We start from the raw sequence: 21094 nt of genomic DNA on the forward strand, positions 1-21094 counted from the left end.
CTCAGGTCGGGCCGATATCCATCACGTCGGCGTCCGAGTCGTCGACCGGCGGCTGGGCGAGCGGATCGACGAGGGCGATGAAGCGGTGCACGCCGCCCACCACCTCGCGCTTTACGCGGGTACGCGTCTCGAGACAATGGAGGTGGGCCAGCGTCTCGCCAAAGGCGAAGACGACCTGGTTGTTGTCGAGATGGCGCGGGAAGAGCACCGGCACCATGTCCCAGCCGGTCGCGCCCCTGGCGCCGGCTCGGGCGATGGCGTTGGTCATGTCGTTCATGCGCGCGTCGTGATGCGCTATGAGCTGATCGAGGCGGGTATGCAGCCCGACGAACGGAAAGCCGTGGCTCGGCAGCACCAGCGCATCGGCCGGCAGGCGCCGGAACCGCGAGAAGCCGTCGAGGAACCAGGTCAGCGCGTCGGCGAGCGGCTCGTTGGGCCAGACGCCGACATTGGTGCTGATCTTGGGCAGGACCTGGTCCCCTGCGATCAGCACATTGAGCTCCGGACACCACAGCGAGGCATGCTCGGGCGCGTGGCCGCGGCCCACGATCACATCCCAGCGGTGGCCGCCCAAGGTGATGGGATGGGCATGGATCAGCCGCTGGAAGGCGGTCGGCAACGGCACCACCCCCTTCGCGTAGCCCCCCTTGTGGCGATGGAAAAGCGGGATCTTGTCGGTCGGCACGCCGTTGCGCCGAAGATGGCCGGCGCGCACCTCTTCGTTCTCGATGAAGTCGTTGCGCGCGGCGATGGCGCTCATGTACTCGCCGAGCGTCATGAACAGCGGCGCATTCCAGCGCGCGCACAGCCATCCCGCGAGGCCGATATGATCGGGGTGCAGATGCGTGCCGACCACGCGCGTCAGTGGCTTGCCGGCGAACCTGGTGGCAAAGATCTGTTCCCACAGGTCGCGTGTCGCCTGCGAGTTGATGCCGGTGTCGACCAGCGTCCAGCCGTCCTTCTCCTCGATCAGCCACAGGTTGATGTGATTGAGCTGGAAGGGCAGGGGCATGCGCAGCCAATAGATGCCTGGCGCGATGTTCTTGATGTCGCCTGCCGCCGGCACGTCGCCGCAGGGGAAGCGCAACTGCGCGAGCAGGCGCTGCGAGAGATCGGGAGAATCGGGCATGGAACCAACCTAGCCTTGACGGCCGCCGGCTGTCACGACCGCCGGGTGACGGCCCGCCATGCAATATCGCGGCGGCAGAAGCCCTGAGGCCAGTCGATGAGATCGACGGCACGGTAGGCCCGCGACCGGGCGTCCTCCACCGTGGGCGCCATCGCCGTGACGTTGAGGACGCGTCCCCCATTGGCTAACACACGCTTGCCGTCCGGACCGAACCTGGTGCCGGCATGGAAGATCTGCACGCCTTCGACCTCGCCGGCGGCATCGAGGTTGCGGATCTCGCTGCCCTTTTCGTAGGCATCCGGATAGCCCTTCGCCGCCATCACGACGGTGAGGGCGGCATCGTTGGCCCAGCGCAGATCGAAATGGCCGAGGCCGCCCTCGGCACAGGCCAACAGCGCCGGCACGATGTCGGACTTGAGCCGCATCATCAGCACCTGGCATTCGGGATCGCCGAAGCGGCAGTTGTATTCGACCAGCCGCGGGCCCTCTGGGCCGATCATCAGCCCGGCGTAGAGAACGCCCTTGTAGGGCGCTCCGTCGGCCGCAAGACCGCGCACCGTCGGCAGGACGATCTCCCGCATCGCCCGTTCGACCATCGCCGCATCGAGGACGGGGGCGGGCGAGTAGGCGCCCATGCCGCCGGTGTTCGGACCCTTGTCGCCGTCGAAGGCGCGCTTGTGGTCCTGCGCACCGGCAAGCGCCAATGCATGCTCGCCGTCGCAGAGCGCGAACAGGCTCGCTTCCTCGCCCTCCATGAACTCCTCGACGACGACCGAGGCGCCGGCGGCCCCGAAGCGGTTGCCCGACAGCATATCCCGCACCGCGTCGATCGCCTGCTGCACGGTCTCGGCCACGACCACGCCCTTGCCGGCGGCGAGGCCGTCGGCCTTCACAACGATCGGCGCCCCCTGCGCCTCGATGTAGGCCTGGGCCTTGGCCGCGTCGGTGAAGCGCTCGTAGGCTGCCGTCGGGATGCCGTGGCGGCGGCAAAGGTCCTTGGTGAAACCCTTGGAGCCTTCGAGCCGGGCCGCCTTGGCCGACGGGCCGAAAACCTTGATGCCGGCCCCGGCCAGCCGGTCGGCGAGGCCGGCCACCAGCGGGCCCTCGGGGCCCACCACCACGAAATCGATCTTTTCCCGCTGCACCAGAGCCAGTTGCCCGGCTATATCTTCGGCGCCGACCTCGACGCACTCGGCGATCCCGGCGATGCCGGCATTGCCGGGGGCGCAGAAAAGCTTTGTGCACAAAGGAGAGGCGGCGATGGCCCAGCACAGGGCGTGTTCGCGGCCGCCGCTGCCCACCACCAAGATCCGCATAGACTCAACCTCTTGAAATCCTGCTCGATTCCGACAATATGACCATAGTCACGACCATGGTCACATCTCGGGTCCAGCCATGACAAGAACCATGAAAGCGTCGGAGTGCAAAGCGAAGTTTTTGGGCGTCCTGGACGAGGTTGCCGCCAAGCATGAGCGTGTGATCGTTACCAAGAACGGGAAGCCCGTGGCCGAGATCGTGCCGTTCGTGGAAAAGCCTCGGTCGATCCGTGGTGCCCTCAAAGGATCCGTCACCATCTTGGGCGATCTCAATGAGCCTCTCGATGTGGAATGGGAAGCCCTCAAGGAATGAGTGTTCTTCTCGACACCAACGCCTTGATCTGGCTTCTCGGCGACAACATTGAACTGGGAGAGCGTGCCACTGGAGAGATCGAGCATGCGCTTCGTAGCAGTCGGCTGATGGCGTCGGCAGCCTCGTTCTGGGAAGTTGCCATGCTCGTGGAGAAGAAGCGCATCATCTTGGATCGACCTGTGTACAGGTGGCGCTTGGATGCTCTTCGGTCTGGGATAGAAGAAGTGCCACTCGATGGTGAGCTGGCCATTGAGGCCGTGGCCTTGGCCGATCTCCACGGCGATCCGATGGACCGGTTTATTGTTGCTACAGCGATCAGGATGCGAGCATCCCTGACCACATCGGACAGCAGACTGCTCGCCTGGAACGGCCCGATCGTCTGCATCGATGCACGGGTGTAGCGTCTGATGATGGAATCGAATGGCCCCGATGCCGCCTCGAGCAATGTTCCGGAATTCACCGTCTCCGAGCTGTCGTTCGCGCTGAAGCGCCAGCTCGAGGGGGCGTTCCCGCGCGTGCGCGTGCGCGGCGAGATCAGCCAGCCCTCGTTCCCGCGTTCGGGCCACTGCTATTTCCGGCTGAAGGACGAGAACGCGGTGCTCGACGGCGTATGCTGGAAGACCACGGTGCCCCGACTCGGCATCAAGATCGAGGAGGGCATGGAGGTGATCGCCACTGGCCGGATCACGACCTACGCCGGCTCCTCGCGCTACCAGATCATCATCGATCGGCTCGAGCTCGCGGGCGAGGGCGCGCTGCTGAAGCTCCTCGAGGACCGTCGCCGCAAGCTTGCCGCCGAAGGTCTGTTCGATGGCGCGCGCAAACGGCCGCTGCCTTTCCTGCCCGAGGTGGTCGGGGTCGTGACCTCGCCGTCGGGCGCCGTGATCCGCGACATTCTCCACCGTCTTGCCGACCGCTTCCCACGCCGGGTCCTCGTATGGCCGGTCGCGGTGCAGGGCGACAAGGCGGCCGGCGAGGTGGCGACAGCCATCGCCGGATTCAACAGGCTGCCGCAACAGGGGCCTGTCCCGCGGCCCGATGTGCTGATCGTGGCGCGTGGCGGCGGCAGCCTCGAGGATCTCTGGGCCTTCAACGAGGAGGTCGTGGTCCGCGCCGCGGCGGCGTCGGCCATCCCGCTGATCTCCGCCGTCGGCCATGAGACCGACACGACCCTGATCGACTTCGCCTCGGACCGGCGCGCGCCGACCCCGACAGCGGCCGCCGAGATGGCGGTGCCGGTGCGCGCCGATCTGCTGGCGCAGACGCTCGATTTCGGCAAGCGCACCATCGCCTGCATGAGCCGGGCGCTGCGCGAGGCAAACGTGGCGCTCACGGGCCTGGTGCGCGGCCTGGGCGACCCGCTGCGCCTGATCGAGGAACGCCAGCAGCGCCTCGATGTCTGCGGCGAGCGGCTGGCACTCGCCGTCCGCCAGCTCGTCGAGCGCCGGGGCCATCAGCTTGCCGCGGCGCGGCTCGTGAGTCCGCTCGCCGTCATCAATACCAAGCAGCAGGCGCTGGCTGGCGAGGCGCGCGTGCTCGAAGGCGCCATGCGCCGCTATGTCGGCGACACGCGCCAGAAGATCGAACGCACTGCCGAACGGATGGAGCAGTTCACCGATCGCATGCGGCGATGCATGGGCGAGATGCTGGGCCGCTGCGTCGAGCGGACCGGGCAGCTCGGCAAGTTGCTGGAGAGCTATTCCTTCCACTCCGTGCTCAACCGCGGCTTCGCGCTGGTCCGCGACCAGGACGGCCATCCCGTGCTGAGCGCCGTGGAAGCAAGGACCGGCGATACGCTTCGCATCCAGTTCGCCGATGGTCGCATCGGTGCCAGGGTCACGGACGGCGTGGGCTCGGCGCCGCGCCCCGCACCGGGCGCGCCGCGCCGGCGCAATGGCGGCGGTGGCAACCAGGGCTCGTTGCTGTAGCGCGCTGCGCGGGAACAATCGGGGCTGGCCGGCGTTCTAGCCACGCCGCGCCCGAGGGGAGGCGCCCGAGGGGAGGCGCCGGAGCGGAGGAGGAACGTATGTCTATCCTGGCGTGGATCATTCTCGGTCTGATCGCCGGCTTCATCGCCAGCAGGGTGGTGAACCACCATGGCGCCGGGCTGGTGCTCGATCTCGTGATCGGCATCGTCGGCGCGGTCATCGGCGGCTGGATCATGACCGCGTTGGGCGGTGCCGGCATCACCGGCTTCAATCTATGGAGCCTCCTGGTCGCGATCGTCGGCGCCATCATTCTGCTGGTCATCGTTCATGCCGTCAGACGGGCCTGAAACATTCCCTCGCCGCGCCGGGCAGAGGTAGGACCCGCCGGCCATGGTGCCTCCCCTCGTCCGCCAGGAGCGGTCGGAGGCTCGCCTGAGGGCGCAACCGGTCAGCGCCTCCGCGACAGCGACAATCTTTGCCGTCACCGTCGCCGCCCTTTACTTCGGCCGCGAGGTGCTGATGCCGCTCGCGCTGGCGATCCTGCTGAGCTTCGTGCTGGCGCCGCTCGTGCTGTGGTTGCGGCGCTGGCGCGTGGGCCGCGTGCCGTCGGTGATCGTGGCGGTGCTCCTGGCCATTCTCGTGATCTGCGGCATCGCCGCGCTCATCGGCGGGCAGGTGGCGCAGCTCGCTGAAAATCTTCCGCGGTACGAGTACACCATCAATCGGAAGATCCAGTCGCTGCGAAGCGCTGCCGCCGGGAGCGGAATCGTCGAGCATGCCTCGTCGATGCTGAGCGACCTTCGGAAAGAGCTCACGAGGGGAAGCGAAAGCACGAATCGCCCGGCGACAAGCGCGTCGGGTGGAACGGCGTCGGCAACCGAGGAGCAGAAGCCGCTCCCGGTGGAGATTCGCGAGCCGCCGGCCACGCCGCTTCAGGTCATCCGGGGAGTCATAGAGCCGCTCTGGGCGCCGCTGGCGACCGCCGGCATCGTCATCATCTTCCTGGTCTTCATCCTCCTGCAACGGGAGGATTTGAGGGATCGGTTCATCCGGCTCGCCGGCCTGCACGATCTCCAGCACACCACGCAGGCGCTCGACGACGGCGTAAGCCGGCTCAGCCGCTATTTCCTGGTCGAAAGCGCCATCAACGCGGCCTTCGGCTTGCTGATCGGCACGGGCCTGTTCTTCATCGGCGTGCCCAATCCCGTCCTCTGGGCGATCCTCGCCATGCTGCTGCGCTTCCTGCCCTACATCGGTGCGTGGATCGCAGCCTTCTTCCCGGCCGTCCTCGCATTGGCGGTCGATCCCAACTGGTCGATGCTGGTCTGGACCATCGGCCTGTTCGCGGTCATCGAGTTCATCATGGGGCAGGTGGTCGAACCGCTGCTCAATGCCCATAGCACCGGATTGTCGCCCGTCGCCGTCGTCGTCGCCGCCGCGTTCTGGGCCTGGCTGTGGGGACCGATCGGCCTCGTCCTGTCGACCCCGCTGACCGTCTGCCTCGTCGTCGTCGGTCGGCATGTCGAGCATCTGCAGTTCCTCGATGTCCTGCTGGGCGACAATCCCGCGCTCGCGCCCGAGGAAAGCTTCTATCAGCGCATGCTCGCCGGCGACCCCAACGAGGCGGCACGCTATGCCGAGGAATTCCTCCAGCAGAATCCGCTGTCGGCCTACTACGACGAGATCGCCGTCAAGGGGCTCGCGCTCGCGCAGTTGGACGTCAATCGCGGTGTGCTCGATCATGACCGGCGCGAGCAGATCAGGGATGCCGTCGACGAACTGGTCGACGACCTGTCCGACCACGACGATGCGCCGGGTCCTGCCGCAGGGGAGGGGGCGGCGGATGGCGCTTCTCCACGGTCCGGCGAGCACGAGGAGGCGGGGAAGCGCGACGCATCCGTGCTGTGTGTCGCTGGTCGGGGCTCGCTCGATGAGGCGTCGGCCATCATGCTGGCGCAGCTCCTGCGCAAGCGTGGCATCGAAGCGCGCGTGATTGCGAACCGCGAGATGTCGCCGGCCAATATCCAGCGGCTCGACGCGCACGGCGTGAGGATCGTTTGCCTCGCCTATCTCGAGCCGGGCGGCTTTACGAGTGCACGCTATCTTGTCCGACGAGCCAGGCGCAGGCTGCCGCAGGCCCGGATTTTCCTTGGATTGTGGGCACGCCCCTTGGCGGAGAGCGATCGCGACAATGCCGTCAAGCAGTCGGAAGCCGATGTCGTCGTCGCATCGCTGGCGGAGGCGGTGGACCGGATTGCCGGTGAGGCGGATGGCGGCAAGGCGACCGCCGGCGGCACCGCGGACCCTCAGCGTCCATTGACCGAGACTTCCTCTTCGGCACGCGCCTGGCCGCGCTGATTGCAATTCACGCCGAAGCAAGGGACTTTCCTCCGCTGCCGATCCGCGGGACCTTCCCAGGACGGCAATCGACCTGGAGGAAGATCGTGCCCAACGAAGCGCCGCTCTCGACGGAGACCGTAAAGAACTTTCTGTATGCCAGCACGGCCACGGTATCGATGCAGATGCTGAAGCGCGGCTTTCGCAATTCGGCCGTGAACGGGGTGCGGCCGCTCAATCCGAAGGCGGCGCGGCTTGTCGGACCTGCCTACACCCTGCGCTACATTCCTGGCCGCGAGGACCTCGACAAGCCGCCCACGCCGCAGGATCCGCCCTCCGCGCAACGCGCCGCGATCGAGGAAACGCCGGCGGGCCACGTGCTGGTGATCGGCACGGAAGGCAGTACACGCGCCGGCACGCTGGGCGACATCCTGGCGCTTCGCCTGAAGGTGCGCGGCGTCGCCGGTGTCCTGAGCGACGGTGCCATGCGTGACACGCCGGTGATCGGCAAGCTCGACCTGCCGGTATTCTGCGCTGCCGCCGCCGCGCCGCCCAGCATGAACCACCTCCACCCGGTCGAGGTGCAGGCGCCGGTCGGCATCTGCGGCGTCCCGGTCTATCCTGGCGACGTGATCGTCGCCGACGAGGATGGCGCGATCGTCGTGCCGCGCCACATTGCCGACGAGGTGGCGCGCGATTCCTTCGAGCAGGAACGGCTGGAGAAGTTTGTCGCGCTGCGTGTTCGCCAGGGCAAGCCGATCCCCGGCACCTATCCGCCCAACGACGAGACGAAGGCGGCCTACCGAGCCTGGCTCGAGGCGGGCGAGCCAGTCGACGGCTGAGGGGCCTACGGTTGGCTGCCGTAGGGCCTGGTCAGCAGCTCCATCCAGTGACCGTTGGGGTCGTCGAAGTAGACGCCGCGACCGCCCCAATAGTGGTTGATCTCGCCCTTGCCGCTGCGGTCGTGATTGGCGAAGTAGGCGGCGCCGGATTTCTTCAGGCGCTCGAAGGCGCCGTCGAATTCGTCCTCCTCGACCAGGAAGGCGTAGTGCTGGGTACGCACGTCCTTGGAATCGACGAAGTCGAGAGTGACTCCGTTACTGGTTTGAACCGGGCGGAATGGGCCCCATTGCGGCTGGAGCTTCACGCCCAGGATGCCGGCCAGGAATGCCGCCGAGGCATCCTTGTCTTTCGCGGGGACGATGATGTGGTTGAGGGCGGGCATCGCAGGCCTCCGATGGCTGAGACCCTTGAGAGATAGGCTGGCGATCGTGGACGTCAACGGGACCGCGGCCGCCCGAAGGCGCATCGGCAGCAGGCCGGCCATTCAATGCTGCGAGGCACTGCGCGGTATGGGCCGCAAGGCGGTGCGCCGCCAGCCGGTGCAGGCCGACGGCGACGACGCGCTCACGCTTCCCGTGTCGATTGCCGTGGCGCCGCGCGCGGTCCGGCTGCTGCGGCCTTCAGCGCACCGCCTGGACGAGCCGCTGCACGACCTCGGGCGTGGGATGGCCGTCGGCGGGTAGGCCGATCTTCTTCTGGAACATGCGGACGGCGGAGCGTGTCTTGGGGCCGAGCAGGCCGTCGGTCTCGTCGGTGTACAGGCCGAGACGGGCGAGCCTCGTCTGCATGTCGACAACCGTATCGTGCGACAACGGCTGATCGTCATCGGGCGGTTGCCGCATCACCGCCGGGCCGCCGGCGATCTGCTGGGCCAGGATGCCGATCGACAATGCATAGAGCGTCGAGCGGTTCCAGTTCATGACCGCCTTGAAATTGGGATAGAGAATGAAGGCCGGCCCGCGCCACCCCGCCGGCAGGATGATCGACGAGAGATCGTCCGAGACGGGCAAGGGCTGGCCGTTCGCGCGCTTCACGCCCATCGCCGTCCAGTCGCGCACGGGCTTCTCGACGGTCGTATCGGCTGTCTCGAGCGGAAAGGCCTGCGGCAGGAGGACCTCGTCGCTCGCCGGCAATCCGGGCCGGAAGCCGATGCCGCGCAGGAAATTCGCAGCCGAGGCGAAAGCGTCGGGCATGCTGTTCCACAGATCGATCCGGCCGTTGCCGTCGCGGTCGACGCCGTACTTCACGAAAGTGGAGGGCATGAACTGCATGTTGCCCATCGCACCGGCCCACGAGCCGCGCATCTGCTGGCTCGTCATGCCGTTGGTCGCGAGAATCCTGAGCGCCTGGACCGTCTCGTTGGAAAAGAAGGCGGCCCGCTTGGTCACGCAGGCGAGTGTCGCTACCGAGCGGACAACCTGGAAGTCGCCAAGGTAGCTGCCGTAGTTGGTTTCCATGCCCCAGAAGGCGACGAGATATTGGGCCGGCACGCCGTATTCGCGCTCCAGCGCCCCGAGCAACGATCGGTATTGCGCCAGCTTCTGCTGCCCCCTGGCGATCCGGTCGGGGGTCACGGCATTGCCGACATATTTGCCGTAGGTCTGCGTGAATTCGGGCTGGCGCGCGTCGAGGTCGACGACCTTCTGGTCCGGCGTGAGGTTGTGGAACGCCCGGTCCGCGACGGAGCCGGCGATGCCCTGACGCATCGCCTCGCTCTTGATGGACTGCAGGCAGTCGCGGAACTCGGCCTCCTGCGCCTGCGCGGGGACGAGACCCGATGCGGCGGAAAGCACAGCCGTTGCAGCGAAAAGGACAATCTTGTTGAAGGGGGTCATGAGCCCGACTTTATCACGAGCCGGCGATCGTCATCCCCTCGATTCGCACCGTCGGCGCGTTGATGGCGCCCTTGAACTGCAGGTCGCTTGCCGGGGTCATGTTGAGGAACATGTCCTTGAGATTGCCGGCGACCGTGATGCCGCTCACCGGCCAGGCACGCTTGCCGTTCTCGATCCAGAAACCCGACGCGCCGCGGCTGTAGTCGCCCGTGACGCCGTTCACGCCGAAACCGATCAGGTCGGTGATGTAGAGGCCGCTCTTGATGTCGGCGATCAGCTCGTCGACTGAAAGTTTGCCCTTCGCAAGGTAGAAGTTCGAGGTGGTGGGACTGGGCGGCCCGGAGGTGCCGCGCGCGGCATGGCCGGTGGGTGCGAGATTGAGCTGACGTGCGGCCGCGAGATCGAGCAGCCAGGTCGTGAGCACACCATCGTCGACGACAGCGTAGCGCTTGGTGGGCAGGCCCTCGGCGTCGAACGGCCGGCTGCCAAGGCCGCGCTTGCGATGCGGATCGTCGAGGATGCGCACTCCCTTCGCAAAGACTTCCCGGCCCATCCTGTCCTTCAGGAACGATGTGCCGCGCGCCACCGAACGGCCATTGATCGCCCCGGCCAGATGGCCGATCAGGCCGCCCGAGATGCGACGGTCGTAAACGACCGGCAGTCGCGCATTCGGCGCCTTCTTCGGATTGAGGCGTTGCACGGCGAACTTGCCGGCGTTGCGGCCGACCCTGGCCGGCGCCATCAGGTCGTCGAAATGGACGGCGCTCGACCACTCGTAGTCGCGTTCCATGCCGGTGCCTTCGCCGGCGAGTACCGCGCAGGAGAGGGAGTAGCCGCTGCGACGATAGCCGCCGAGGAAGCCGTTGCTGGCCGCAAGCACAATCGAGGTGCGGCCCCACGATGCCTCGGCGCCTTCGGAATTCGTGACGCCCTTCACGGCGCGCGCCGCATCCTCGGCCTCGGCGCTGAGCGCCAGCAGCGACCCGGCCGACGGAGGCTTTCGCTTGTCGTCGAGATCGAGGTCCGGCCAATCGCGCGCCAGCAGCTCCTCCGGCGCGATGCCGCAGACGGGGTCCTCGGGCACCGCACGCGCCATGTCGACTGCGCGCTCCGCCAGGGTGCGCAACGCGGCCGGAGAGAAATCGGTCGACGAGACGAAGGCCTGGCGCCTGCCGACGAACACGCGCAACCCGAGATCGCGGCCTTCGCTGCTCTCGAGCTTCTCGCGCTTGCCGAGTCGCTGCGAGACGGAGATCGATTCGCCGTTCACATAGAGTGCGTCGGCCGCATCGGCGCCGGCGGCCCTCGCCCACTTCATGAGATCGGCGAGGAGATTGGCGTCCGGCGCGGCGGCCGGACGCTTCCTGCGGGACGGGGACTTGCTGTTCGCTTTCGCCATGTCCCTTCTTACGCGCTAAGCGCGGCCGCCGTCGAGGTGGCGCGAGGCGCGGTTGGCCGCGCAGGTCACGGCCTTGAGGGAAGCCGTGACGATGTTGGAATCCATGCCGACGCCCCACAGCACGCGACCGTCGCCGGTTTCCGCCTCGATGTAGCTCACTGCCTGGGCGTCCTCGCCGGCGCCGGTGGCGTGCTGATGGTAGTCGCGCACCTTGATCCTGATGCCGCAATCCTTGGCCAGCGCCTCGACATAGCCTGCGATCGGGCCGTTGCCATGGCCGCTCACTTTCTTCTGCTGACCGTTCACCCTTACCCGCGCGTCGATCAGGCGCAGTTCAGGATGACCGGGCTCGGGCACGGTCGTGTGGCCCACGAAATCGAACGGCGTCCTGTTCTCCAGATACTCCCGGCGGAAGGTGTCCCAGATCAGCGCCGACTGGATCTCCTTGCCGGTCTCGTCGGCGATCTGCTGGATCGTCTTGGAGAACTCGACCTGGAGAAGACGCGGCATGTCGATGCCGTAGTCGGTCTTCAGGATATAGGCGATGCCGCCTTTGCCCGATTGGCTGTTGATGCGGATGATCGCCTCGTAGCTGCGGCCGAGATCGGCCGGGTCGATCGGCAGGTAGGGCACCTCCCAGACCTTGCTGTTGGAGGCTTGCAGCGCCTTGAAGCCCTTGTTGATGGCATCCTGATGCGAGCCCGAGAAGGCGGTGAAGACGAGGTCGCCGCCGTAGGGGTGACGCGGATGCACCGGCAGCTGGTTGCAGTATTCGACGGTCTGCCGGATCTCGTTGATGTTCGAGTAGTCGATCTCGGGATCGACGCCCTGGGTGTACATGTTGAGGCCGAGCGTCACGAGATCGACATTGCCCGTGCGTTCGCCGTTGCCGAACAGGCAGCCCTCGATGCGTTCGGCGCCGGCCATGTAGCCCAACTCCGCGGCGGCCACGCCGGTGCCGCGGTCGTTGTGCGGATGCAGGCTCAGGACGAAGGAATCGCGATACTTGAAATTGCGGTGGCACCATTCGATCTGGTCGGCATAGATGTTGGCCGAGGCCATCTCCACGGTCGCCGGCAGGTTGATGATCATCTTCTTCTGTGGCGTCGGCTGGTAGACGTCCGCCACCGCCGCGCAGATGTCGCGGGCAAACTCGAGCTCGGTGCCAGTGAAGCTCTCGGGCGAGTATTCATATACCCACTCGGTCGCAGGATCGGCATCGGCCAGTTGCTTGACCAGCCGGGCGCCGGAGACGGCGATGTCGATGATGCCGCTGTAGTCCATGCCGAATACCACGCGGCGCTGGAGCGTCGAGGTCGAGTTGTAGAGATGGACGATCGCGCGCCGGGCGCCGCGACAGGCCTCGAACGTGCGCTCGATCAGCTCGGGCCGGCTCTGGGTCAACACCTGGATGGTGACATCGTCCGGGATCATCTTCTTCTCGATCAGCTCGCGCACGAAGTCGAAGTCGGTTTCCGATGCCGCCGGGAAGCCGACCTCGATCTCCTTGAAGCCCATCTTGCAAAGGAGCTTGAACATCCGGGTCTTGCGGTCCGAGTCCATCGGCTCGATCAGCGCCTGGTTGCCGTCGCGCAGGTCGACGGCGCACCAGATCGGCGGCTTGGCGATGACCGCATTGGGCCATCGTCGGTCCTTGAGCTGGATGGGGGGGAAGGGAACGTACTTCTCGTTCGCGGTCGGCATCATGGGCTTTTGGGATGACATGCAAGACTCCTCGCGCCGCGCACGGCCTGAAGGCTCGAAACGAACACTGCGATGGGAATTGGGTGGCGGCGACTGGTGGGAAGGAAGAGACGAACGACGAACGATCCGCAGGGCTCCGGAAACCGGAACGGCGGATCAGCCAATAAGTCGAAGCGTCGTCAGTCGCAGCATTTCCGAAAGAATAATGCGTCGGGCCGAGGAGTCAACAGCCGCGAAAAGGGCCTGAACTGAACTGGAATTGAACTGGCCGGCTGTCGTTCGTCAGCCGGCCAGCCGATTTCGTGTTTCAGCGCAAGGGGATGTTGACGTTGAGGTTCAAGCCCGGCGGCGGTCCGTAGTAGACAGGTTCCGGGGAATAGATGACCGGCCGCGGCTGATAGACGACGACGGGGCGCGGCGCGTAAACGACGGGCGGGGCGTAGTAGTAGACATGGCCCGGCGGGATGAAGTGCCGATGGTGCTTCTTCTTCCAGTGCCAGCCGTCATGCGCCTGCGCGGCGGTTGCGAGGGCGAATACGCCGCCGGCTCCGACCAGGATCGTTGCCGTCCGGCGCAGGATCGTCCGCCACGTCGTCGCATGCCTTATCATGTCGTCCTCCTTGAATATGCAGAATACCTAACGTTTCAGTCATGGCAAAGATTTGGCGAAGCTTGAGGAATATTGTGGCGGCGGCGGCCAATTTCGCAGATTCGCACGCAACGTTTCGCCTGCGTGTCCGGCGTGGTTAGATGCCGGAGCGAACAAGCGGGGGGAAATGACGATGGCAGGGCCGCTGGCCGGAGTACGTATTCTCGATTGCACGACGGTCGTGCTGGGCCCGTGGGCGGCGCAGCAACTGGGCGATCTCGGCGCCGACGTGATCAAGATCGAGCCGCCGGAAGGCGACACGACGCGGCAACTCGGGCCGGCGCGCCATCCCGGGATGGCGGCATTCTATCTGGGCTGCAATCGCTCCAAGCGCTCGATCGTGCTCGACCTCAAGCAGGAGGCTGGCCGCAAGGCCCTGTTCAAGCTCGCCGAGACCGCCGACGTGCTGATGCACAACTATCGGCCCGAGCCTGCCAGGCGGCTGGGCGTGGAATACGAGGCTTTCGAGAAGATCAATCCGCGGCTGGTCTATCTTGCCACTTACGGTTACCGGGCGGCCGGACCGCTCGGGCCGAAGGCGGCCTACGACGATATCATCCAGGCAGGCTCGGGCCTCGCCTCGCTGCAGACGGTGGTGGCGGGCCAGCCGCGCTTCCTGCCGACCATCGTCGCCGACAAGACGAGCTCCAACGGTGTCGTCTCGGCGCTGCTGGCGGCGCTCTATGCGCGCGAGAAGACGGGCCATGGCCAGGCGGTCGAGGTCCCGATGTTCGAGACGCTGGTCTCGTTCGTGATGGTCGAGCATCTCTACGGCGAGAGCTTTCGCCCGGCGCTGGAGAGTGCGGGCTACAAGCGCGTCCTCAACAAGGAACGGCGGCCATATCCCTCCAAGGACGGGTACTTCGCACTGTTGCCCTACACCGACGGGCACTGGAAGGAGTTCTGCACCCTGATCGGTCGCGAGGATCTCGCCAGGGATCCGCGCTTCACCACGCTCGCCATCCGATTGAAGAACGTCGAGGCCTACTATGCGACGCTGGCCGAGATTTGCGCCACGCGCACCAATGCGGAATGGGTGGAGCTTCTGAAGAATTCCAACGTGCCGCACGGTCCGGTCAACACGCTCGAGGATCTGTTCGTCGACCCGCAGCTCAATGCCACCGGCTTCTGGAAGGAGGTCGAGCATCCCAGCGAAGGCAAGCTGCGCATGCCCGACATCCCGCCGCGCTTCAGCAAGACCAAGCCCGAGATCACCCGTCTGCAGCCGCGATTGGGAGAGCACAGCGTCGAAGTATTGCGCGAGGCCGGCTACGGCGCGGCCGAAATTGAGGCGATGCTGAAGTCGGGCGCGACCAAGACCGCGTCATAGACGACGCGATCGACATCACACCACATCACAGGTGCGACATCAGAGCACGGCCCGCAGCCGTGAGTTGCGTTTGTGCGCGTGAGATATTTGCAGACGGTTCTATGCACGGGATCAGTGCGGGTATAGATCAACTGGAGGTGGCAGGGGAAAAAGGGCAGGGGAACCCCGTAATGGGCTTGGATGTCTATGTCGGATCGCTGACGCGCTACTACGCGGGGGATTGGGAGAATGTCGCGGACAAGGCGGCGCGCGAGCGAGGCGAGCCGGCCGGCAGACGGCCCTTCTCCGACGGGCCGAGGGACGCCGTCGGCATTCGGCCACGTATCCTCGAATGGCGCCGCGCCCTTGCCAGCTCCCTGGGCGACCGGATCAGCGACCCGCTCGAATGGGACGAATCGGAGATGGCTCCGTATTTCACCGCCCGCCCCGGATGGGACGGCTTCGGCTCGCTGGTCCTGTGGGCCGCCTATGCCGAGCATCCATCCTTGCGGGCGCCGCCGGCCCTGCCCGAGGCATGGGACGATGACCCGGCGCTGCTTCGTTGCAACGCCGAGGGCTTCCGGTCGCGCTTCTCGCACCTGGTGCGAAACGTCGAGCTCTGGCTGCCCAACACCTTTCGCTTCACGTTCGAGGGCGACGACGTCGATGGCCGTCGGATCGTGGTGGGTTCGGTCAGGATGCTTTTGGCCCAGCTCGCCGATCTCAACGCCGCCACCTGGGGCGTGGATGACGACGCACTCGCACAATGGAGTCGCCAGGCGCCGGCGCCGGGAGCGTCGCTCGAGGTGCGGGCTCGCTATGCCTGCGCGGTGATGACAGCTCTCGTGCGGCAGGCGGTCGATCGCGACCTGCCGATGAAGCTCGACTATTGAGCTATTGAAAAAGCCGCCCGCGAGGGACTCGCAGGCGGCTTCTCCGGATGGAGGAAGATCAGGCTGCCGTCGGCGGTGGCTCGGCCGCCGGCGGACGGTTGCGCCGCTCGGCCATGAATTGGTCGAACTCGGCGCGGTCCTTGGCCGACCGCAGCTTGTCGAGATACTCGCGGAACTCGCGCTGCTCCTCGTCGAGCTTGCGCAGCGTCTCCTCGCGATATTCGTCGAAGGCGACGTTGCCGCTCGAGTAACGGCCCCAGCGATGGCGGCGGCGCCAGGCGCGGAACTCCTCGCGGGCATCGCGGCCGTCGGGCGTGTACCAGCGGCCATAGCGGCCATGATTCCAGCAAGACATGCGTCCACTCCATTTGAGGTAGATGAGCAAGCCGAGGCCAACCGGCCAAAAAACGATGAAGGCGAGCACCACAAGCGCGATCCACGCCGCCTTGGGCACATCGTCCAGTCTGTCCATCAGGCCGTAGTACATGGTTGGCCTCCTCCGGGCGGTTAACTATGTAAATGTTAACGACATTTACATTGGGCTCTGTCGCTCAGCGAGTCAAGGGGCGGCGCGTCGATTTCAGTTCTTCTGGGGGAAACCCAGCCCCTGCAGGTAGATGAGCATTGCCGACTCAAGTAGTTCGTCCGCCGTCATCGGCAAGGTGCGCCGTCCGGCATCGCCGCGGCCGAACAACGACGCGATGCCGTGGGCCATCGACCAGAGGTGGAGGCTCATCATCAGGGCAGGCGGGCGGCCCTTGGCCGGCAGGCTTGCCGACAGCGTTTCGGCAGCGCCGCGCAGCACCGCGAAAGCGCGATCGCCCGAAGCGCGCAGCTCGGGGCTGAGATCGGGCGGCAGACCCGACTCGAACATCGCGGCGTAGTAGGCGGGCTCGCTGCGCGCGAAGGCGAGGTAGGCGCGTCCGACATTGTTGAAGGCTGTCAGAGGGTCGGGTTTGCCGCCGGCCCAGCCGGTGACGAGCATCGCCTCGAAGCGCTGGAAACCCTCGCGCGCCACATCCGCCAGAAGGGCTTCGCGATCGCGGAAATGACGATAGGGAGCGGCCGGGCTGACGCCGGCCCAGCGCGCCGCGTCGGCGAAGGTGAAGCCTGCGGGTCCCTTCTCCTTGATCAGCTCGCGGGCCGCCTGGATCAGCGCCTCGCGCAGATTGCCATGATGGTACGCGCCTTCGCGGGCGCGCCGTTTCCAGCTCATGTTAACGAAGTTTACATTAGGTGGGACGCCGACCAAAGTGTCGAACGCATCAAGAAGATCGAGCGGAGGAAGAAGTGGAACTGTGGACCACGGGCGTCGCCTCGGCACGCGGCAGCGCGCGCAGCGCGCAGGAGATCGAGGCGGCCGGCTGGGACGGCATGCTGGTGGTCGATTCGCAGAACCTTTCGGGCGATCCGTATGTCTCGCTCGCGCTCGCGGCAACGGCCACGACGCGCATCGGCCTCGGCACCGGCGTCACCAACTCGGTGACGCGCCACGCTGCAGCGACCGCCACCGCCATCACCAGCGTCAATCGGGTTTCCAACGGCCGCGCGGTGCTGGGGATCGGTCGTGGCGATTCCGCGCTGGCGCATCTCGGGCGGGCGCCGGCGCGCCTTGCGCAATTCGAGCGCTATCTGCGCCACCTGCAGGCCTACCTGCGCGGCGAGTCGGTGAGCTTCGACGAGATCGACATCCCAGCCGAGGCGGCGCCGCCGGTGTCCGGCCTTCATCTGCACGATGCGCCCTCGGCGAGTCGCATCGACTGGATCGCCGGCGGCAAGAAGGTACCGGTCGAGGTGGCGGCGAGCGGCCCCAAGGTCATCGCCATGGCGGCGCTGCATGCCGAGCGGGTGATGTTCACCCTCGGGGCCGACCTCGAGCGGCTGGCTTGGGGAATCGCATTGGCACGACAAGCCCGTAAGGATGCCGGCCTCGATCCCGACGGGGTTGCCGTCGGCGCCTATGTCAATCTCGGCTGCCACGGTGACCCGAAGGCGGCGCGCGATCTGGTGCGCGGCGGCCTCACGACCTTCGCGCGCTTCTCGGTGATGCATGGCAAGGCCAACGGACCGGTGTCCGCCGCCGATCGCGCCGTGCTCGAGACGCTGCGCACCAACTACGACATGCGGGCTCATACCCGCGCCGATTCGCGCCAGGCCGCCACACTCAACGACGACTTCATCGATCGTTTCGCCATCGTCGGACCGCCCGAGCGCTGCATCGAGCGCCTGGGTTCCCTGAAGGCGCTCGGCCTCGACAAGGTGGCGATAAACAGCCGCACGCGCGGTGCCCCGGCCGACGCCGCCGCCGTGAGCCAGCAACTGATCGTGCGCGAAATCCTGCCCGCGATGCGCGGCTGAGGGCGGCTAGCGCGGGGACTCGTCGCTCAGGATCTCGTCGGTCACGCGGTTCCGGAGCGTCTCTTCGTCGCCGATCAAGCGCTTCCTGCGCCAGTTGCCCTTGGCGAAGACGACCACCGTGATGATGAAGATGAGGACCGTCGAGATCGGCAGGGACCAGTAGATCCCGTCTGCGCCCAGCGAGGTATGCTTGGAAAGAACGTAGGCAAGGGGAAGCTGCAGCAGCCACTGCGAGACCACGGTCAACATCATGCTCACCATCATGCTGCCGGCGGCGCGGAACACGCCGATGAGCGCGAACTGCGCGCCGTAGAAGCCCCAGCTTAGCGCCATGATCCGCAGGAAATGCGCGCCCTCCGTGATGACGCCGGCATCGTGGGGCACGAAGAAGGTGACGAGCGGCGAGGCGAACAGGAAGACCAGAAGGCCGAACGCCGTCAGGACCGAGAAGCCGAGCCACGCGCCCAGCCGTCCGATCTGCTCGGCGCGTTCCATATTGCCGGCGCCGATGTTCTGGCCGGCCAGCGCCGCCACCGCGATCGACAGGCCGATGCCGGGGATGATGGCGACGGCCTGCAGCACGTTGCCGCCGACACCGTAGGCGGCAAGGCTCAGGGTCCCGAAGCTCGTCACCAGGAAGGTCATCATCATCAGCCCGACGGCGCGCGCCGACATGTCGATCGAGGCCGGGAGGCCGAGGAAGAAGGCCCGCTTGATATGCTGGAAATCGGGCACGAGGTCGCCGGCGTGCACATGGACGCCATGCAGGCCGCGCCGCAGCACGGCGACGCCGATCAAGGAGGCGACGCCTTGCGTGACGAGGGTGGTGAGGGCGGCGCCCATCACGCCGTGACCGGGGATCGGTCCCCAGCCGAAGATCATCAGCGGATTGAGCGCGAAATTCAGGAACACCGTGCCCAGCACGATATAGACCGGCAGCGCCGGCCGGCCGATGCTGCGCATGATGCCCTGGAAGACGAAGAAGGCGAAATTGAACACCAGTCCGAGGAACGACACGCGCATGAATCCCAGCGCGCCGCCGTAGACGTCCGGGCCGACTCCCATCAGCCGCAGCAGCAAGGGTGCGGTGACGTAGCCGATCGCGCCGAGCACGAGCGCGGCCAGCACCACCATCAGGAGCGTCTGCCCCGCGACATGGCCCACCATCTTCTCGTTGCGCGCGCCGACATACTGCGCGATCAGCGTCGACCCCGCGATGGAGAGGCCGGCGCCCACCGCGACCATCAGGAACATCACCGGGAAGCTCACCGAGACGGCGGCGATCGCCGCGCCACCCAGCCGGCCCACCCAGAAGGCATCGATGATCTGGTAAGCCGACTGCAGCACGTTCGTCAGCACGATCGGCACGGCAAGCGCCAGCAGCGAGCGAAGGATCGGCCCTTCGAGGAGCCTGTTGTTGGAAGGCGGCACGGGAGCGATATAGGGAATTGGACGGGAATGGGGGAGGACTTTATCGCCAGATCTTCTTCCCGCTGCCCGGCAGGCCGAGTCCGCTCCACATCACATCGACCTTGTCGATCACGGCCTGGTCCATGCGGATCTGGCGGCCCCATTCGCGATCCGTCTCGCCCGGCCATTTGTCGGTGGCATCCAGCCCGATCTTGGAGCCGAGCCCGGAGACGGGCGAGGCGAAGTCGAGATAGTCGATGGGCGTATTCTCGATCACGGTGATGTCGCGCGCCGGGTCCATGCGGGTGGCGATCGCCCACATCACGTCCTGCCAGTTGCGCGCGTCGATGTCGGCATCCACCACGATCACCCACTTGGTGTACATGAACTGCCGCAGGTAGGACCACACGCCCATCATCACGCGCCTGGCGTGTCCGGCATAGGCCTTCTTCATCGAGACGACGGCAATGCGGTAGCTGCAGCCTTCGGGCGGCAGCCAGAAGTCGACGATTTCGGGAAACTGCTGCTGGAAGAGAGGGATGAAGACCTCGTTCAGCGCTTCGCCCAGCACCGAGGGCTCGTCGGGTGGGCGGCCGGTGAAGGTGGAGAGATAGATCGGCTGGCGGCGCATGGTGACGGCCGAGATCGTGAAGACCGGGAACTTCTCGACGCTGTTGTAGTAGCCCGTGTGATCGCCGTACGGACCCTCGTCGCCGCAGTCGTCGAGGCTGACGTGGCCCTCGAGCACGATCTCGGCCTCGGCCGGCACCTTGAGCGGCACGGTCTTGCAGTCGACCAGCTCGACCTTCTTCCCGCGCAGCAGACCAGCGAACTGATATTCCGACAGCGTGTCGGGCACCGGCGTGACGGCCGCCAGGATCGTCCCGGGATCGGCCCCGATCACCGCCGCCGCCGGCAGCGGCTCATGCTTGCCGGCGCCTTTCCAGCGACGGTGGTGCTGCGCGCCGCCACGATGCTTCAGCCAGCGCATCAAGGTCGTGTCGCGGCCGGTGACCTGCAGGCGATAGATGCCGAGATTGAAGCTGTCCTGCCGGTCTGCCGCCGGATTGGGGCCCTGCGTTACCACCAGCGGCCAGGTGACGAGCGGGGCAGGTTCGCCGGGCCAGCAGGTCTGGATCGGCAGATTGCCGAGGTCGATATCGTCGCCCCTCAGCACGGTCTCCTGGCAGGGCGCGGCGCCGACGGTCCGGGGCTTCATCGCCATCACCGTGCGCAGCATCGGCAGCATGTCGAGCGCCTCGCGCCAGCCGCCGGGCGGCTCGGGCTGGCGCAGGAAGGCCAGCGTCTCGCCCACCTGGCGCAGCTCGTGCGGCTCGCGCTCCATGCCCCAGGCGACCCGCTCCACGGTGCCGAACAGATTGACCAGCACCGGGATGTCCGAGCGCTTGCCGTCCCGGCCGACAACATTCTCGAACAACACGGCCGGCCCTTTCTCGGCCAGCAGCCGCGTCTGGATCTCGGTCATTTCCAGATAGGGCGATACCGGCGCCTGCACGCGCACCAGGCGATCCGCCTTCTCGAGGCGCGCCATGAAATCCCGAAGCGAGGCGTAAGGCATGCGGCTCTTTAGGGGGTCGACCGGAGATTGTCATCCCGAGGCGAAGCCGAGGGACCTTCAAAGCTCTCGGTAAAGATGCTTGTCTGCGCTCG

21 protein-coding genes are annotated in these 21094 nt (G+C 66.4%); 10 read left to right on the plus strand and 11 right to left on the minus strand.

Annotated elements, in window-relative coordinates:
- Position 1: 1 nt before the first annotated feature.
- Both OJF58_RS16000 and purD read right to left on the minus strand, forming a co-directional pair.
- A complete protein-coding gene (locus tag OJF58_RS16000) occupies positions 2 to 1129 on the minus strand; it encodes an MBL fold metallo-hydrolase (protein ID WP_300778701.1) in 1128 nt (375 codons plus the stop codon).
- 32 nt (positions 1130 to 1161) lie between these two features.
- Positions 1162 to 2445: a phosphoribosylamine--glycine ligase gene (gene purD, locus OJF58_RS16005; protein WP_300778703.1), complete on the minus strand. Its 1284-nt coding sequence runs from the start codon at positions 2443 to 2445 to the stop codon at positions 1162 to 1164.
- Between the two features lie 91 nt (positions 2446 to 2536).
- Between purD and OJF58_RS16010 the strand changes: the two genes are divergently transcribed.
- From OJF58_RS16010 to OJF58_RS16035, 6 genes are all read left to right on the plus strand, one after another.
- Positions 2537 to 2758 (plus strand): type II toxin-antitoxin system prevent-host-death family antitoxin, encoded by a 222-nt coding sequence (locus OJF58_RS16010; RefSeq protein WP_300778704.1) that lies wholly within the window; start codon positions 2537 to 2539, stop codon positions 2756 to 2758.
- A complete protein-coding gene (locus tag OJF58_RS16015) occupies positions 2755 to 3159 on the plus strand; it encodes a type II toxin-antitoxin system VapC family toxin (protein ID WP_300778705.1) in 405 nt (134 codons plus the stop codon). The genes OJF58_RS16010 and OJF58_RS16015 overlap by 4 nt, the downstream gene beginning before the upstream one ends.
- Positions 3160 to 3165: 6 nt before the next feature.
- Positions 3166 to 4686 carry an exodeoxyribonuclease VII large subunit gene (gene xseA, locus OJF58_RS16020; protein WP_300778707.1) on the plus strand — a complete coding sequence of 507 codons (1521 nt, stop codon included), beginning with the start codon at positions 3166 to 3168 and terminating at the stop codon, positions 4684 to 4686.
- Between the two features lie 98 nt (positions 4687 to 4784).
- A complete protein-coding gene (locus tag OJF58_RS16025; RefSeq protein WP_300778708.1) occupies positions 4785 to 5033 on the plus strand; it encodes a GlsB/YeaQ/YmgE family stress response membrane protein in 249 nt (82 codons plus the stop codon).
- 43 nt (positions 5034 to 5076) lie between these two features.
- Positions 5077 to 7044 carry an AI-2E family transporter gene (locus OJF58_RS16030; protein WP_300778710.1) on the plus strand — a complete coding sequence of 656 codons (1968 nt, stop codon included), beginning with the start codon at positions 5077 to 5079 and terminating at the stop codon, positions 7042 to 7044.
- 86 nt (positions 7045 to 7130) lie between these two features.
- A complete protein-coding gene (locus tag OJF58_RS16035) occupies positions 7131 to 7865 on the plus strand; it encodes a ribonuclease activity regulator RraA (protein WP_300778711.1) in 735 nt (244 codons plus the stop codon).
- Between the two features lie 5 nt (positions 7866 to 7870).
- Here OJF58_RS16035 and OJF58_RS16040 read toward each other — a convergent pair whose 3' ends face one another.
- Positions 7871 to 8248: a VOC family protein gene (locus OJF58_RS16040; protein WP_300778712.1), complete on the minus strand. Its 378-nt coding sequence runs from the start codon at positions 8246 to 8248 to the stop codon at positions 7871 to 7873.
- Between the two features lie 25 nt (positions 8249 to 8273).
- On the opposite strand from OJF58_RS16040, the gene OJF58_RS16045 reads away from it, so the two are divergent.
- Complete coding sequence (locus tag OJF58_RS16045; protein ID WP_300778714.1) at positions 8274 to 8549, plus strand: hypothetical protein; 276 nt, start codon at positions 8274 to 8276, stop codon at positions 8547 to 8549.
- Here OJF58_RS16045 and OJF58_RS16050 read toward each other — a convergent pair.
- The 4 genes from OJF58_RS16050 to OJF58_RS16065 all read right to left on the minus strand — a co-directional run bounded on the left by OJF58_RS16050 (position 8487) and on the right by OJF58_RS16065 (position 13414).
- Positions 8487 to 9701: a lytic murein transglycosylase gene (locus OJF58_RS16050; protein WP_300778715.1), complete on the minus strand. Its 1215-nt coding sequence runs from the start codon at positions 9699 to 9701 to the stop codon at positions 8487 to 8489. The genes OJF58_RS16045 and OJF58_RS16050 overlap by 63 nt on opposite strands.
- 13 nt (positions 9702 to 9714) lie before the next feature.
- A complete protein-coding gene (locus OJF58_RS16055) occupies positions 9715 to 11100 on the minus strand; it encodes a metallopeptidase TldD-related protein (protein WP_300778716.1) in 1386 nt (461 codons plus the stop codon).
- Positions 11101 to 11115: 15 nt separating this feature from the next.
- Positions 11116 to 12825: a 2-isopropylmalate synthase gene (leuA, locus tag OJF58_RS16060; protein WP_300778718.1), complete on the minus strand. Its 1710-nt coding sequence runs from the start codon at positions 12823 to 12825 to the stop codon at positions 11116 to 11118.
- A 286-nt stretch (positions 12826 to 13111) separates the two neighbouring features.
- On the minus strand, positions 13112 to 13414 hold the full coding sequence (locus tag OJF58_RS16065; protein ID WP_300778719.1) for a hypothetical protein: 303 nt from the start codon (positions 13412 to 13414) through the stop codon (positions 13112 to 13114).
- Positions 13415 to 13586: 172 nt separating this feature from the next.
- Between OJF58_RS16065 and OJF58_RS16070 the strand changes: the two genes are divergently transcribed.
- Together OJF58_RS16070 and OJF58_RS16075 are read left to right on the plus strand one after the other, a co-directional pair.
- Positions 13587 to 14783 carry a CoA transferase gene (locus OJF58_RS16070; RefSeq protein WP_300778720.1) on the plus strand — a complete coding sequence of 399 codons (1197 nt, stop codon included), beginning with the start codon at positions 13587 to 13589 and terminating at the stop codon, positions 14781 to 14783.
- A gap of 170 nt (positions 14784 to 14953) precedes the next feature.
- Positions 14954 to 15655, plus strand: coding sequence for a hypothetical protein (locus tag OJF58_RS16075; protein WP_300778721.1), 702 nt, complete (start codon positions 14954 to 14956; stop codon positions 15653 to 15655).
- A gap of 58 nt (positions 15656 to 15713) precedes the next feature.
- Here OJF58_RS16075 and OJF58_RS16080 read toward each other — a convergent pair whose 3' ends face one another.
- Both OJF58_RS16080 and OJF58_RS16085 read right to left on the minus strand, forming a co-directional pair.
- Entirely contained in the window at positions 15714 to 16142 is a 429-nt protein-coding gene (locus tag OJF58_RS16080) for a DUF2852 domain-containing protein (protein ID WP_300778722.1), read from the minus strand.
- Positions 16143 to 16235: 93 nt separating this feature from the next.
- The gene (locus OJF58_RS16085; RefSeq protein WP_300778723.1) at positions 16236 to 16871 is read right to left on the minus strand and encodes a TetR/AcrR family transcriptional regulator; all 636 of its coding nucleotides are present in this window, start codon (positions 16869 to 16871) and stop codon (positions 16236 to 16238) included.
- Between the two features lie 74 nt (positions 16872 to 16945).
- Between OJF58_RS16085 and OJF58_RS16090 the strand changes: the two genes are divergently transcribed.
- Positions 16946 to 18013 carry an LLM class flavin-dependent oxidoreductase gene (locus OJF58_RS16090; RefSeq protein WP_300778724.1) on the plus strand — a complete coding sequence of 356 codons (1068 nt, stop codon included), beginning with the start codon at positions 16946 to 16948 and terminating at the stop codon, positions 18011 to 18013.
- Positions 18014 to 18019: 6 nt separating this feature from the next.
- On the opposite strand, the gene OJF58_RS16095 is transcribed toward OJF58_RS16090, so the two are convergent.
- Both OJF58_RS16095 and OJF58_RS16100 read right to left on the minus strand, forming a co-directional pair.
- A complete protein-coding gene (locus tag OJF58_RS16095; protein WP_300778725.1) occupies positions 18020 to 19444 on the minus strand; it encodes an MATE family efflux transporter in 1425 nt (474 codons plus the stop codon).
- Positions 19445 to 19484: 40 nt separating this feature from the next.
- Entirely contained in the window at positions 19485 to 21002 is a 1518-nt protein-coding gene (locus OJF58_RS16100) for a UbiD family decarboxylase (protein WP_300778726.1), read from the minus strand.
- Positions 21003 to 21094 lie beyond the last annotated feature (92 nt).

This window comes from Enhydrobacter sp. (assembly GCF_030246845.1).
Taxonomy (GTDB): Bacteria; Pseudomonadota; Alphaproteobacteria; order Reyranellales; family Reyranellaceae; genus Reyranella.